Below are 16,445 nucleotides of genomic sequence, written 5' to 3' on the forward strand. Positions count from 1 at the left end.
TAATCCATTACGAAATCTATCAACATCTCCGCCTTGTTTAATAGGTAAAGTTTATTACTAAGTTTTATTGATAACTGTAACTTAGCTAGGTAAACTAGTTCAATCAATCCGTTTAATTAACCGAATATATAAATTAACTAACCACAATGAACAAACAACTTTTTTCTCATACTAAAAATCAAGAACATTGCCCTAAATGTGGTGGTGAATTGCTGATGAAGCAAGGAAAAAAAGGGTTATTTTTAGGTTGTGCTAATTACCCTCATTGTGATTACTTAAAACCGCTACAAAGTCATTCTGAACATAAAATTATTAAAGAATTAAATGAGCATTGCCCTGATTGTGGCCATCAATTACAACTTAAACAAGGCAGTTACGGTATGTTTATTGGTTGTAGCAACTACCCTGATTGCCATTTTATTTTCCAAGAAGAAAATGAGGAAAAAGAACAAGAATTTCCTTGCCCTGAATGCAGAACAGGAAAATTAGTAGCAAGACGTGGTCGAACTGGAAAAACGTTTTATGGCTGTAATCGTTACCCAAAATGTAAATGTACGTTACCAACACAACCAGAATGGATTGATTGCCCTGAATGTAAGGGGAAATTAGCGATTCTTAAAAAATCCACAAAAAACCACCGCACTTGGCAATGTATTAATAAAAATTGCCGACATATTTTTGATATTGCCATTAATGAAGGCAATAACGATAGTAAATAAATGAAGTAATGACAATGAATATTCAACAAATTGTAGAAAAATTGAAACAAGATCAAGTGGTCGCCTATCCAACAGAAGCGGTTTTTGGTTTAGGTTGTAATCCGTTAAGTGAAAGTGCGGTTAAAAATTTATTAGTTTTAAAAAAACGCCCCATTGAAAAAGGATTAATCATTATCGCTCCCAAGCTAGATTATTTAATCCCTTTTATTGATGATCGACAATTTACTGAACAACATTGGCAACGCTTAACACAAAAATATGATCGACCAATGACTTGGGTTGTGCCAGCAAAAAACTATATACCTAAATTTTTAACGGGACAATTTTCTACAATAGCAGTGCGTTTGTGTGATCATTCTGCGGTAAAAATGCTTTGTGAACAAACTGGCTTTGCCTTAACATCAACCAGTGCTAATTTGACAGGATTACCGCCTTGCAAAACCGCTGAACAAGTTTTACAGCAATTTGGCGAAGATTTTCCCGTCTTAACGGCAGAAGTCGGTAAGGCAAAAAAAACCTCTGAAATTCGTGATATTTTAACCAATCAAATTTTTAGACAAGGATAATTTATGGATAAATATGCCGTTTGGGGTAATCCAATTGCACAAAGTAAGTCCCCACAAATTCACCGTCTTTTTGCAGAGCAAACCCAGCAATTAATGGAATATAAGGCAATACTTGGTGATGAACAACGATTTGAACAACAACTCTCTACCTTTTTCAAAAATGGTGGCAAAGGTTGTAATATTACCGCCCCATTCAAAGAGCGAGCCTTTAAAATTGCCAACCAATTTAGTGAACGTTGTTTAGTTGCCGAAGCCTGTAACACATTAAAAATCTTAGATGATGGTAGTTTATATGCGGATAACACAGACGGTATTGGACTTGTAAGTGATTTACAACGTTTAAATTGCTTAAAATCCAATCAATCCATTTTAATATTAGGGGCTGGCGGTGCAACTAAAGGTGTATTACTGCCATTATTGCAGGCACAACAAAATATCACCATAATCAACCGCACTTTTTCAAAAGCACAACAACTAGCAGAAAAATTTCAGCCCTACGGTAATATTCAAGCTGTTGATATAACTTATATTCCTAAGCAGTCATTTGACCTTGTAATTAACGCCACATCATTAGGACTACAAGGAAAAACACTTAATATTAATCCCCTTATATTACAACAAGCTCAAGCCGTTTATGATATGCAATACAGCAAAGGGCAGGATACCCCTTTTATTGCTTTATGCAAACAACTAGGGGTAAAAAACACAAATGATGGTTTTGGAATGCTAGTCGGTCAAGCAGCACATTCTTTTGAATTATGGCGTGGAATTAAGCCAAATATTGAACCTATTCTAGATTTAATAAAATAAGCTAATTAATATTTATTTAACTAGAGTAACAACTTATTTTAGTTAAGAATCTCTTTATTTAATTTGTTAGCTTTTTTAAGATTGATCACACCATCAAAAATAAGTAATAACATCGAAAATAACAAACATATAAATAATGGGTAGGTTTCTGTTGATATACGTTCTCCAACAATAAAAGCCACAAAGATCATCATAAATGGCTCAACATAGCCTAATAATCCTAATAGGTTGATTGGTAATATATTACTTGCGGCAATATAAAAAATAAATGCTGTTCCACTTAATAAGCCTAATAATAGCAATAAACCTAAAATATTAGGATTTACTACTTGAATTTGTTGTATATCTACTTGATATGCAAAGAAAATGGCTAAGGGTAGTAATAAACTAATTTCAATGGCAAAACTCGCAATATCAGCAATCTTAAACCATTTCCGAATAACAAAATAAATAGCATAAGCACCAACAGCAAGACTTGCCCAAGATAATCCCCCAGTAATTAGAATATTAATAGCTACCCCTAAAGTAGCAAAGATTATGGCAATAAATTTTAATTTAGAAATATGTTCTTTAAAAAAGAGTTTTCCAACGAGAACCATCAATAATGGTAGTAATAAATAACCGAGAGAAACACTCAAAGCATAACCGTGGCTAGGCGCCCATAAAAATAACCACATTTCAAATCCAATAATGGCAGAATTAAGCATAAAAGCTAAAATAAGAGAAGGATTTGATTGAATACGTTTTAAATGGGATACCAGCATATATTTTTGTTTAAATAAAAAAACCGCTAATAGCGAAAAAGGAATCGTAAAAATAACACGATAACCAAGAATATCTTCCCCTTTTAATGGTAGAAGCAATACAGAAAAGTAATAAATGTAGCCGAATAAGCAAGATGCTAACAAAGAAAAAGCAATACCTTTTAACATACAGCTATCCTGTTAAATTATATGTATAACAAACTTAATATATAAAATTACTCTAAAACTTGCCAAAAAGCACGTATCAGTGGTAACTCTAAATGTCTTTTTTGTACACAAATGCCTAACTCAAAAGGCTCGATGGGAATATCTAGTTTTAATCTAGAAACCTGATCATACATTGGGCTATTTTTAATGACGACATCTGGTAACATAGCTAATCCACAGCCTAATGCAACCATTGAAACAATTCCTTCGTGTCCTGATACCGTTGCATAAACTGCGGGTGACTTTATTTTATTTTTCTTAAACCATTGATCTATTCTCTGACGAGCTGAGCCTTCTACGGGCAGAATAAAAGGAATTTTTTGCCAATTAATTGGGATTTTTTGTAGTAATTTGGTAGAAATACAGGCTATTTTCGGTGCAATTAATGACAATGTTATATTATCTAAATAATGAAAAATAATATTACTTGGTAAACTACTCGGTTTACCTGCAATAGCTAGATCCGCTTGATTAGATTGTACAACCTTCACCGCTATTGCGGGATCACCAGTAATCAGCTGAATCTCAACCTTAGGATAAAGTTTTCTAAATTTTTCTAAGATTTTTGGTAAGTGGCTATAAGCCGCCGTTACTGAACAAAAAATACGTAATTCACCCGTTAAATCCTCAACATCAGTATGAATTTGTTGTTTGAAATATTGCCATTGTTGCCAATTTTGTTGCGCGAATTTTAAAAACTTTTCACCTGTTTCAGTAAGCGAAACTTGTCGATTATCTCTCAGAAATAAGGCTTGACCTATCTCATCTTCCATTCGTTTAATCTGGCGAGATAAAGTAGAAGGGGACATATGGTTCTGTATCGCCGTTTTACTAAAATTCTTCGTTTCCACAAGATGAAGAAAAAGTTTTAAATCTTTAAATTCCATATATCCTCATTTTTTTATAAAAAAAGTGCGGTTGAATTTTTTTAAATTTTCAACCGCACTTGTTTATCTATTTCAGTCTAATTAATTTATTTACTTAATATTGACAAGAATAACGCCATTATATGCTGGTAGAACATTGTTTTCGTTCTAATATTCTGAACCCTTTTATTAAATGGTGTCAACCAAGTTAATAAATAATTTTTAATGAAATCTTGTTGTTCATCAAGGCTAGACTCTTGAACTAATTTATCAAGTACCTCTAAATAAACGGCAAGATGATCACTTGGTTCTTTATTATTTCGGCTTACTTGTAAAGAGAAATCTTTTAATAACTGATCCATAAAATGAAGGTTATCATCTAAAGCTTTATCTTCAAGATAAGCTGAAGCATAAGGCAATGCACTTACCTGTCCATCAAGCAGAAATAGTTGTGTAAAATCAGCCGCCAATTCTAAGTGAGCATAAGGCATTTGATGTAATTGCCCTAGCTCATTTTTTATTTGTTTAACTTGCTCTGTAAACCCTTGCTCTGATAAAAAATCAAACAAAGAATCAAACAAGCCTTGCTGATATTGTTGTAACTGTTCTTCAGTTAATTCGTGGCTGAGAATATTCTCAAACCACGAAATAAGAAAAACTTTTTCTTCTTTATTTAAGTTAATCATAATGTTACTTCAATTGGACCTGTAAACCCATTTGCTGCAGGTGCCTCGCCTTGATATTTTTCGATATTAACTAAGCAAGTATTTGCAGATACTGCTTGTGCTAATGATGATGATCCAATATCTAAAGTCATTGTATTAGGGTCACCATAAGTATCAATAGAGCCAACCGTTTCATCTAATGGAGAGAACCATGCCCCTTCTTGTAAACGAAGGATACCAGCAGGGAAATTGTCAGAAACGTGTGCACCAACAATCGCTTGTCCACGATCATTATAAACACGAACTAAATCTCCATGAGCAATACCTGCATTTTTTGCATCTTCTGGGTTTATAAATAATGGCTCACGACCTTGAATTGTGTAGGTTTCACGCAATTCTTTTGATTCACAAAGTTGTGAATGTAAGCGTTTATCTGGGTGAACAGATTGCAGCCAGAAATGATATTTTTCTGATTTAGGGCCACCATGAGAGCGTTCTGCTTTTTCAAACCACATTGGATGGCCTTTACAATCTTCATAACCGTAACTTGCAATTTTATTACTAAAGATTTCAATTAAACCTGATGGTGTGCCTAACGCATTTAGTTCTGGATCTTCACGGAATTCAGCATGGCGAACCCAAGGTTTACCTTCAGGGAATAATACATAGCCTTTTTCCCAGAATTCAGCAAATGCTGGCATATCGAATTTACCTTGGTTAGCTTGACGACATTCTTCATATAATTGCTCAACCCATTGCATTTCATCCATTCCACGACTAAATTCTTTTTCTTTACCAAAACGGCTACAAAGATCACGGAAAATTTCAAAGTCAGAACGAGATTCAAACATTGGCTCAACTAATTTTTGCATTGCAATAACACCACGGTTACTATAAGAACCGTATGCATCAATATCATTACGTTCAAATGGTGTACAAGCTGGTAAAACAATATCAGAGAAACGACAAGTTGCAGTCCAACTATAATTAACAGAAACTATCGTTTCTAATTTTTGGAATGCCGCTTTCATCTTATTACGCTCTGATTGACGATGCCATTGATTACAACCTGTGAAAATAGCCATTTTTAATGGTGAATAAACCACTTTTTTACCATTAGCATCTATTGTTTCACCTGGATTAAGCAATGCGTCAGTTAAACGAGCCACAGGAATTGATGAACTATAACCTTTATAGTCTGTACTTGGATATTTTGGTGTTTGACCTTCATCTAAGTTAAGCGGGAATGAACCCGGCATTGCCGCACCAGACTCTGGAACACCAATAGAACTATAATGGTGAGCGTAACTAATACCACCACCAGGTAAACCAATTTGACCAAGCATAGAAGCTAACACCGCCCCCATCCAATATGGTTGCTCACCATGTTGCTGACGTTGAATCGCCCAACCAAAAATAAATTGCGTTCTTTTTCCTGCTAACATACGTGCAAATTCACGAATTTTATCCGCCGAAATACCACAAATTTTTTCTGCCCATTCTGGTGTTTTTGCAACTTTATCTTCTGATTCACCCAATAAGTATGGTAAGAATTTTTCAAACCCAATCGTGTAAGTATCTAAGAAATCCGCATCATATAATTTTTCAGTATAAAGAACATGAGCGAGAGCCAACATAAATGGTACATCAGTTTGTGGGTTAATGTATTGTTGTTCACAACCTAAGTAATTTTTTGTTTTACTTTTCACTGGATCAACACAAATTACATTCACACCTTTAGCCGCAACTTTCTCTTTTAGCTCTTCTAAATATTTGTAGGCTTCGTGAGTTTCACAGTTCCAACCTACTTGTAAATTTTTAACAGGATCACTTGCCCAGAAAATAATATTTTCACTGTCTTTTAAAATAATTTCCCAAGAGGTTCCTTGTGAATAAACTTCTGAACTTCCTAATACGTAAGGTAAAATAACTTGACCAGCACCTGTTGAATAGTCCCCAGTTGTTCCAACACTATTTCCGTGCATTGCAATCGCACGGATCATATGATTACCACAACTATGGAATTGTCCAGTAGTACGCCATCCAACTAAACCAGTATGCAATGCCCAAGGACCGTAATCTTTTTGTACTCTCTCTAACTCATCATAGAAAAGATCGATTGCTTGTTGCCAACTTACACGAACAAAACGGTTATCCCCACGTTTTGACTTATCACTATTCTGGCGATCTTTTAACCAATCTAAACGTACCATAGGGTAACGAATTCGAGATTCACTATAGATCAAACCCTTAATACCATTAATCATTTCTGTTGGGTATTTATCATATTCAAAAGCTTTGACATCTACTACTTTACCATTCTCAACTTTTGCTCTAATCGCTCCCCAATGAGAACCTGAAATTTTCCATGAACTTACATCTACGTTGCTTCCATTTGTTTCTTGTTTAGCAACAAGAAAACTAGGAATAGACAACGCCGCAGACATAATAGACATATTTTTTAAAAATTGGCGACGAGTTTGTCCCATAGTATTTCCCCTATATTTATTAGTGTTGTTTAAAATCTGATGAATGAAGTTGTAGGTAACGCAGTACCTCTTTACCAGTTTGTTCATCCATACTTGTAAATCCAATCATACCCTTAAACTGCCCAATCCAAGCGTTAGAATCGAAATGCGCTATATCTGGCTGTTTATGACAAGTACTACATTGAGTTTTATAAATAGACTCCATATTTGCCCAAATAGGTGCAACATCTTCAACTAACTGAGATTTAGCAATCCATACTTGCAGTTTTATATGTTTCCAATCTAATCCTGTCATTTCATCACTTACTGTTTCAATGACTTCAAATTTAGGCTTAGTTTTCACAAACTCTTTTGTTAATACCGCTTCAGAAATATTTTTACCTGCTGCATGAGATAAAATACGTGACAATCCTCTTCCCTTACGCCATGCCACTAATTCAACTAAATCCCCTTTATCATTTGATTTGATAAATGTAAGTGGTACAGCCGTTTCAATATAACCAATATTATCAGTTAGAGCCTCGTCTAAGAAAATATCTGTTTTAGCTTTTAAATAATATTGTTTTCCCTCAGTAAGTGTTTCTACTGAAGATACTTCTTTTGTCATTTTCGGTAAGTGATGTGCAATACCTTTATGACAATCAATACAACTTTGATCTGTTTTAGCTGCAGGAATCATCGCTTGACGTGCGGCTGGAGACATCTCATCGAATTTCATTCGATCATAACTATGACAGCCTTTACACTCTTGAGAACCATTAGCGGACATTCTCGCCCATTCTCTCTCTGCCATTTCTAAACGATGTTCTTCAAATTTTTCTTTTGTATCTATTTTTCCTGATGCTTCAGCAAAAATTTCTTTAATCGCTTCAATTTTTCGAATGTATTTGTCCAACTTACCATGAGGTAAATGGCAATCTGCACATTCTGCAGCTACCCCCATTTTATTTGACCAATGAGCCGTTTCTTTTAGCTCTGACAATGGTTGTTGCATAGAGTGGCAACTCACACAAAACTCTTCTTTACTTGTTTCGTCTAAAACAGTGTTAAATACAATCCAAGCAATCACTCCAATCATAGCTCCAAGAACTAATAAAACACCTAAGCCAAATTTAGCCGAAGGTTTGAAAAAAAATGACTTCAAAGAATTAATTATCTTCATTAAATTCTCCCAACATTAGAATATAAAAAATTTACCATATAAAAACAATAAGATATAAAATTTAACCAATATTAATAAATATAATAAGATCTACTAAATTATACGTATTTTTTTAAAATAAATCTAAAAAAACCAGAAAAAAACTTTATTTATGTGAACGCAATCGTTTGCTTTATTAAAAAATAAAAATAAAATGCAAAAAACGCAATATTAAATATCAATAATCTCAATTTACGCAATGATTAATTTATGTATAATTCCTTAAATATAAGAATTTTATAAACAAAACAATTACACAAGGAGTAAATATATGCTTAACTATTTCAACACCCTTAATTTAAGACAACAATTAGATCAGCTTGGTCGTTGCCGCTTTATGAATCGTGAAGAATTTTCCGATGAAGCAAATTATTTAAAAGGTAAAAAAATCGTTATTGTTGGTTGCGGTGCTCAAGGCCTTAATCAAGGATTAAATATGCGTGATTCAGGTCTAGATATTAGCTATGCGTTACGTGAACAAGCTATTGTAGATAAAAGAGCATCATTTCAACGAGCAACTGAAAATGGCTTTACAGTAGGTACTTACCAAGAATTAATTCCAACTGCTGATTTAGTTATTAATTTAACACCAGATAAACAACACGCTAAAGTTATTGATGATGTAATGCCTTTAATGAAACAAGGTTCAGCTTTAGGTTATTCTCATGGATTAAATATTGTTGAGCAAGGTCAACAAATCCGTAAAGATATTACTGTTGTAATGGTCGCCCCAAAATGTCCTGGCACAGAAGTTCGTGAAGAATATAAACGTGGATTTGGCGTACCAACTTTAATTGCTGTTCACCCAGAAAATGATCCTAAAGGTGAAGGTTTAGCTATTGCTAAAGCATGGGCTGCTGCAACGGGTGGACATAAAGCGGGCGTTTTAGAATCATCATTTGTTGCAGAGGTAAAATCTGATTTAATGGGAGAGCAAACAATACTTTGTGGTATGTTGCAAGCGGGTTCAATTCTTTGCTATGACAAATTAATTTCCGATGGTAAAGATCCTGCTTATGCTGGAAAACTAATTCAATATGGCTGGGAAACGATTACTGAATCATTAAAACACGGTGGAATCACTTTAATGATGGACCGTCTATCAAATTCAGCAAAACTTCGTGCTTTTGAGCTATCAGAAATAATTAAAGCTGAATTAACACCGCTCTTTGAAAAACATATGGATGATATTATTAGTGGTGAATTTTCCTCAACAATGATGAAAGATTGGGAAAATAATGACGTAAATTTATTAACATGGCGAGAAGAAACAGGAAAAACAGCATTTGAACAAGCACCACTTGCTCAAAATATTAATATTAATGAACAAGAGTATTTTGATAACGGTGTTTTAATGATAGCGATGGTAAAAGCTGGTGTTGAACTTGCATTTGAAACAATGGTTGCAAGCGGTATTTATGAAGAATCAGCTTATTATGAATCCCTACACGAACTACCATTAATTGCAAATACTATTGCCCGTAAACGTCTATATGAAATGAATGTGGTTATTTCCGACACGGCAGAATATGGTAACTATTTATTTGCTAACGTTGCAGCACCTATCCTTAAAGAGAAATTACTTCCTTTATTAAGAAACGGAGATTTAGGTGAAAAAACACCAGCATTTGAAATAGATAATATTTTATTAAGAGATGTCAACGAGGCAATTCGTAACCATCCTGTTGAATTAATTGGGCAAGAATTACGTGGTTATATGATTGATATGAAACGTATTTCATCTCAACAATAGTTGCTATAAAATTAAATCCGTCTTTTAATTAAATTTAAAAGACGGATTTTTTATATAAGTGAATTATATGGAGAAATAAAATGAAACTATGGTATTCCACAACAAGTCCTTTCGTACGTAAGACAACTGCTATTGCACATTATCATCATTTACAAGATAAAATAGAATTATTAAAAACATCAAGATCCTTTGACGCAAACTCACCCCACAATAAAGATAATCCTTTAGGGAAAATACCTGCATTACAACTAGATAACGGTGATTGGTTATACAACAGTAGCACTATTGCTGAATATCTTGATTCCATTGGTTCTGCGCCAAGTTTATTTAATAAAAATGAATCATATTGGAAAGTGCAAAGTTTATATGCTTTATCTGAAGGTATTTTAGAAAATTTGACGTCTTTAATGCTACCCGAACGAATGTTAAGACCTAAAGAAGAATGGTGGAATGCTCGACATACACAAATAATAGAAAGAACCGACCGCACTTTAAATGTAATTGCCGAAAAATTAAAATATTTTGGAACAGAATTAAATATAGGTACATTATACACAGTTTGTATGATTGATTTTTTAGTTTTTAGATCAAATGTAACAAGTGCTGAAAAATATTCTGTATTACCTAAATTGAAAGAATGGTCAGAAAAAATGAATACTCTGTATCCTTGCTTATCAGAAACCAAACCTTACATAGCATAGTTAATTTATAAAACATCAGATTTAATCTGATAGACAAACTATTTTAAATAGCACTACTAGGTTGAGTTTAATCTTCTACAAATAAAAAGACCTAAGTTTCAAAACTTAGGTCTTTTATGTTTTTATTATTCTATTAGAATTTAGCCTCTAAAGATAATACAAAGTTTCTACCTGGTGCAGCATAACGAGCATAATTATTCACATCATGATGTTGGTTAATTGAACCTTCTGTTGATTGACGGATAGATTCCCAAGTCAGATAGCGATAATTCATTAAATTATACACACCAGCTCTTAGAGTCGCATTCTTAAATAATGTAATATGTCCAACTACATCAATAGTGTACCAAGAACGTGTAGTACGTTTAGTATTAGATACAGTATTAACTGTACCACTACTATTATGAATTACTTGGACAAGCTCATTAGGATTTTTAGCTTTAGAATAAGTTAAAGTTGAATTTATTCCCCATTTATTCTCAGGATGTTCATAACCTAATCCTAAAATATAACGAGCAGGTTGCAGTGCATCAAAGGCATAAGTACTTACGTCAGTTAAACCAGAATTATAAGACACTTTTGTTGGTTTTACACGATTGTAGGCAAGAGTACTAAATAACCCTTCAGGGAGTTTATCATAAATACTATTCCAGTCTAATTTACCTACAATATTAATCCCCTCTATTTCCATTGATTGTGAATTATGATATTGAGGAAAAACTATACGGTGTTTTTCTGTTACTTCTTTACGTGCAACAGTAATTAAGTCATTATATTTATTTCTAAAATAACTTATTTCTAATGCACCAAAATTACCTTTAAAGCTAACCCCCAGTTCATTATTAAGTGATTTTTCTGGTTTAAGATCGCTTGCCTTGTAAATATAATCAGCTTCCCCCCTAATAATTCCAGGAACACGATAACCAAATAACTCTTGGAAACTTGGCACTCTAAAACCAGTTGATACACGATAAGAAAGCGCTATATTTTTTATAGGTTTAACAACAACCCCCATATTCCAAGAAGTAGTTCGATAATTTTTTACAGATACCCAAGGATCTTGAGAACGGAACTTATACTCATCTAAACGTATCCCTAAACCAAAATCAACGTATTTATTAATATTAATCTGATCATTTAAACTAACAAAACGGTTATTTCCTTTGATTGTTCTAGTATTACAATCTCTAAAAGCGGAAAGATTATCATTACAAAGTTGTTCTGTAATAACCTTACTGACAAAATGATCTCGATAAGGATTAGTTTTTGTTCCTAATACTTTACTTGCATCAGGTCTCTCATTAATAGGAATTGAAAGAAACTTTATTGCTGAAAATTGATTATAGTAATCAGAACGATCTAAATTAGACTTAAATAGGTCAAACCCAATAGTACTATTTATATGATGTTTTGTTTTATATAACTCAAATTTTTTATCTAAAGATAATTTAATTAAATGATGCTGTTCTGAATAAGTATTTCGCTCAGAACCATAAAAAGAATAAGGTTTATCGATAGTTGGACGACAATTTTTATTAACACTAGGATATTCAGAACAATGAGAATTATGAATTTGTGAATCTAAAATAATTTTTTGATTATCCCAACTCAGATCTAAATTATCAATCCAACTATTGTCATTTCCTTTAAAACGATATACTAAACCTGTACGTAATTTCTTATGATTTTCATCAAAAAATTGCGCTCTTGCCCAACGTAGTCCTATCCCCTTTTTAAAATCGTCATTACTATTTTCTTGTTCTCTATTCAATGATTCATTTAGTTGGATATATAAACCATCAAGTGGATTTCCATTTTTGCTGTATTTATGAACCCCTCTCTCAAAATCTTTTATTTCACTTAAATCATAATAGGCTTTAGTGGTCATATCTCTAATATCATAGCGTTGTTTAGTTTCTTCATAAACAAAACCTAAGTAATTTTTTTCATCAAAATGATAACCTAATTTAGTTAATAATGATCCTGTTTTATAACGCATTGGATCAGGAATAACTCGTTCATTTCCTGTATAATCTTCAGCTTTAATTTTTTCTACAATAAGATCATCTTTAGTTGTTTTTACTTCTGGTTGTGGGGCACAAGCCGACCAATCATTAGGACAATCATTTTTCAAAATAAACCAAGAACCATATCCATCTGATCCTTCACTTTCATTAAAATGATAACCTAAACGCCCTATTTCATAATTAATTGTATTAATAGCATCTTTATGAATTTTCGTTGATTTTCCCTTTTTATCGGTATATTGAATTAATGCTTCAAAGCCATTTTTTTGCCCAGCTAAAGCAATAGAATTAGTATATTGCTCATTTTTACTACTATACGCCGATTTAGCCGTAATTCCCCAGTTTTTCCCTTCGGGGATAATATCACTTGGTTCTTTTGTTCTAAAACCAATAGCCCCGCCTAATGAACCTGAACCATATTCTGAAGAGCTCGCACCTTTACTGATCTCGACTGATGCAATATTTTCATTTTCGACTTCATTGATTGAACCACCACCGTGTCTAGCACGGCGATGCTCGCCTTGCATTACATAAGATTGAGCTTGCGGAATACCATCTACAACAACAGCAACACGGTTTTTATCAACACCTCGAATAGAGTAGCCAGCCGATCCACCTCGTCCTTGTTCTACAATGGCAATACCTGGATCATAACGTACAAGATCTCGAATATTTAATACTTGTTCTCGATTAATGCTATCTGAATTTTTAACTATTTTACCTAAGCCAGTAACTTCATTATCTTTTCTGTTTGCTTTTTTCTTCTTACCAACAACTTGAACATCACTCAATTCTGTTGCTTGCTCCGCATAAACTTCTATTGAAGAAAAAGGGTATATAAAAAGTGCTAAATAAACACTGGAATATAAAAATTGTTTTTTAGTAAAATGAATCATAAACTTTCCTTATTATCTATGGTCAATGCTAGTTAATTTAATTTTCTAATGGGGTTTCCAAAACTTCAGAATTATCTTCCTCTATTGGAATTACTGTTCCTTTTTCAGGCTCCCCAACTCTCTTAGCACCAAATACCCCCATTCCTTTACTATTATTTTCTTTATAGTAAAAACTACCAGCTAATTCTTCAGCATGAGGTCCATAAAATTTTCCTGTTACAGGCGCATTTGTGAATTTAATTATTTTATCTTCCGTGATTTTTCCATTTTCTTTAGTTAATTTCAGATAATTTTTACTATCAGGATCAAGTCCACTAGAACTGGTATTTGCAACCCCATTAAATGATGTTCCATCTATCTTGGCATTAATTTGAACATACTGACTATCAAAACTTGAACCGCGTCCTAATTGCCCTTCTAGAAGTTTGTCATTAAAATCAACTGTAAATTTAGCTTTATTTTGATCCTTTTCACTTGAATTTGGTAAGTTAAACTCTGTTTGACCTTCTTTCCAGAAACTACCTTCCCAAGAACCATCATATTTAACGACTAATCCTTGTTCAATTTTTGGCATATTACCAACTTCGGTTGGAATTCCTTGAACGAAGAAATGTTTTCCAGATGGATCGATTGGTAATTTAAAATCATTAACCTCATTTCTAATTAATGTTAAATTTTCAAGATTAATCGTATCAAGATCTATATCCTTATATTTTCCATTAGATACTCCAATTTTCTCATCTAATGTATTTTGCTTGTTTTCTAATTCTCTTATTTCATTTTGAAGTTGAGCTAATGTTTTTCCTTCTTTATTTACAGCATCACTATTAAATTCATCTCTCAAATATTTCGCTTTTTTCAAATCATAATCAATTTTTTTTCTTTCATTATATTGAGCATCAAACTCTTTTTTAGTCTTTATAATACTATCTAACTCAGCAACAACACGTTTTTTATTAAGCTTATTATTTTTTGCTAATTTTTCTTTAAGATCTTGTTGAGAAATATTTATATTACGAGCAATTCCATCTTCTGCGTATATAAAATCATTCTCTTTCTTTTTATAAAAATCATTAATGTAATCTTGTTCATTTTTAGTTGTAGAAGAAGGAGTAAAGTTCCTAATATGTTCTTTCAGAGTCTGAAGAGGCTTTTTATAACCTTCAGTACTCTCATCTCCATTAAGGTCTTTCACTATATCAAGAACATATTCTTCATTATTATCTAAAAAATCTAAAATATATTTTGGATTAATTTTCTGATTGTTAATTTCATTATCAACATCAGTATAATCCTTTTCTTCTATATATTCTTCCGCACTTTCTTCAGTATCTTCTTCTATATATTCTTCAGTATCTTCTTCTATATTCATAACTAACCAATATAAAAGAGTATTATCTACAATACCCTTAATTTGTTCATTAATAATATCTTTTACATTAGGTTCATCTGTTTTCGATACATTTTCCTTAGCTTTATTCTCCATTTTATTATTTTGTTTTTTAGAATAACTATAACTTCCAAATGAAGTGTAATCTAACTGTGTTGAATGTCCCTGAATACTATCTCCCGAAGGTAGAGTACTTGATATATTATTTTCCAATGGTATTTCTTTACCATCTATAATTAATTTTGAAATATTGTGAAAACTCTCCAAATTTTCCACATTAGGAAAATTCTCATTATTTTCATAGTTGATTGTAAATGCATCAAAAAGATCTTTACCTTTATTTGAAGTATTTATATTTCCAGATGAAGCACCAAAAACAACAAAAATACTGCTATCATCTGCTAAAAAACTACCAGCAAGTTCTTCACCATTATCACCAAAAAAACCACCTATAACAGAATTTGAATCTGAACCAAAAAATTTACCAAAATCTTTATCATCTTTAGATAATGCTATTGCTTTACCATTAAAATGGTTTTTCTCTATCTTACTATCAATAGAATAGATTTCTCGGTTACCTTCTCTTGTTGTTTTATTAAGTTTTCCGGTTAATTTTTTATCATTAAAATTAGCTTCAAATTCACTATTATATATTACACCATTAGTACCAGCTGTACTTTGTTCTCTATTTGAAGTAGCGCTATATTTATCTCCAAATCCACCACCAATGGTATCAATTGCTGAACTAGTATTTGTATCTCTACCTTGTTTAGCATCTGTTGCAAAATGCCAAATTCCCTTATATGAAACATTTCCTTGGTTAGGAATAGTTTTTGATGCATTTTCTCCTTGATAATAAAGCGTTCCTGTTGGACCTGTTCTTAAAATATCTTCTTTCCCTTTAAGCCCCTTTTCCTCTGGTTCACCTAATTCATTATAATCTTCAAAACCTAAGCTAATATGTTTAAAACCTTGTTTTCTATCATCTCGAGTTAAAATGAATGCTTTACCTATTCTTCCTTGTCTATTTTGTAAAGATAGTTTTTGCTCATTCTGTGCAATTTCTTCCTCTAAAAAGAGTCCACTACCATTCTCTGTACCAGTGCGTACGTGGTAAACCTTAATTTTTTCCTCATTTAATTTACCATCTTTATGGGTGGCTATATTTCGTCTAACAAGAGAAACTTGATAACCTAAATAGAGATCTTCAACTTTCTTTGTAGATCCCTCTTTTATAATCTTTTTACTATCTTGAGATGATTCAGTATTTTTATTTATTTCAGGCACTATATTAGAATCAAAACTGCCACCACCAGCACAAGCTGTTAATAATACAGGAAATATTATGACTAATGCTTTCTTTTTAAATGGAATATTCACGAGATTAAAGC

At 32.6% G+C, this 16,445-nt stretch carries 12 protein-coding genes; 5 read left to right on the forward strand and 7 right to left on the reverse strand.

The window, feature by feature from the left end; translation table 11 throughout:
* The first annotated feature begins 146 nt into the window (after positions 1-146).
* From EV697_RS08750 to aroE, 3 genes are read left to right on the forward strand one after another with little or no spacing between them, the layout of a single operon-like run.
* Positions 147-719: a DNA topoisomerase family protein gene (locus EV697_RS08750; protein WP_132024735.1), complete on the forward strand. Its 573-nt coding sequence runs from the start codon at positions 147-149 to the stop codon at positions 717-719.
* A 14-nt stretch (positions 720-733) separates the two neighbouring features.
* A complete protein-coding gene (gene tsaC / locus EV697_RS08755) occupies positions 734-1,285 on the forward strand; it encodes an L-threonylcarbamoyladenylate synthase type 1 TsaC (protein ID WP_132024737.1) in 552 nt (183 codons plus the stop codon).
* 3 nt (positions 1,286-1,288) lie between these two features.
* Entirely contained in the window at positions 1,289-2,095 is an 807-nt protein-coding gene (aroE, locus tag EV697_RS08760; RefSeq protein WP_132024739.1) for a shikimate dehydrogenase, read from the forward strand.
* A 38-nt stretch (positions 2,096-2,133) separates the two neighbouring features.
* Here the strand turns inward: aroE and rarD are convergent, their stop codons facing one another.
* The 5 genes from rarD to torC all read right to left on the reverse strand — a co-directional run bounded on the left by rarD (position 2,134) and on the right by torC (position 8,248).
* A complete protein-coding gene (rarD, locus tag EV697_RS08765; RefSeq protein ID WP_132024741.1) occupies positions 2,134-3,027 on the reverse strand; it encodes an EamA family transporter RarD in 894 nt (297 codons plus the stop codon).
* A gap of 47 nt (positions 3,028-3,074) precedes the next feature.
* Positions 3,075-3,953 carry an HTH-type transcriptional activator IlvY gene (gene ilvY, locus EV697_RS08770; RefSeq protein ID WP_132024743.1) on the reverse strand — a complete coding sequence of 293 codons (879 nt, stop codon included), beginning with the start codon at positions 3,951-3,953 and terminating at the stop codon, positions 3,075-3,077.
* Positions 3,954-4,039: 86 nt separating this feature from the next.
* On the reverse strand, positions 4,040-4,618 hold the full coding sequence (torD, locus tag EV697_RS08775) for a molecular chaperone TorD (RefSeq protein ID WP_132024745.1): 579 nt from the start codon (positions 4,616-4,618) through the stop codon (positions 4,040-4,042).
* Complete coding sequence (gene torA / locus EV697_RS08780; RefSeq protein WP_132024747.1) at positions 4,615-7,086, reverse strand: trimethylamine-N-oxide reductase TorA; 2,472 nt, start codon at positions 7,084-7,086, stop codon at positions 4,615-4,617. Before torA ends, torD begins: the two co-directional genes overlap by 4 nt.
* A 19-nt stretch (positions 7,087-7,105) precedes the next feature.
* Positions 7,106-8,248: a pentaheme c-type cytochrome TorC gene (gene torC / locus EV697_RS08785; protein WP_132024749.1), complete on the reverse strand. Its 1,143-nt coding sequence runs from the start codon at positions 8,246-8,248 to the stop codon at positions 7,106-7,108.
* A gap of 310 nt (positions 8,249-8,558) precedes the next feature.
* On the opposite strand from torC, the gene ilvC reads away from it, so the two are divergent.
* A complete protein-coding gene (ilvC, locus tag EV697_RS08790) occupies positions 8,559-10,040 on the forward strand; it encodes a ketol-acid reductoisomerase (RefSeq protein WP_132024751.1) in 1,482 nt (493 codons plus the stop codon).
* 80 nt (positions 10,041-10,120) lie between these two features.
* Positions 10,121-10,741, forward strand: a complete 621-nt coding sequence (locus tag EV697_RS08795) for a glutathione S-transferase N-terminal domain-containing protein (protein WP_132024753.1) — start codon at positions 10,121-10,123, stop codon at positions 10,739-10,741.
* 133 nt (positions 10,742-10,874) lie between these two features.
* Here the strand turns inward: EV697_RS08795 and EV697_RS08800 are convergent, their stop codons facing one another.
* Positions 10,875-13,664 (reverse strand): lactoferrin/transferrin family TonB-dependent receptor, encoded by a 2,790-nt coding sequence (locus EV697_RS08800; protein WP_132024755.1) that lies wholly within the window; start codon positions 13,662-13,664, stop codon positions 10,875-10,877.
* Between the two features lie 37 nt (positions 13,665-13,701).
* Positions 13,702-16,434, reverse strand: a complete 2,733-nt coding sequence (locus EV697_RS08805; protein ID WP_132024757.1) for a transferrin-binding protein-like solute binding protein — start codon at positions 16,432-16,434, stop codon at positions 13,702-13,704.
* Positions 16,435-16,445 lie beyond the last annotated feature (11 nt).

The organism is Bisgaardia hudsonensis (assembly GCF_004345785.1).
In the GTDB taxonomy this organism is placed as follows: domain Bacteria; phylum Pseudomonadota; class Gammaproteobacteria; order Enterobacterales; family Pasteurellaceae; genus Bisgaardia; species Bisgaardia hudsonensis.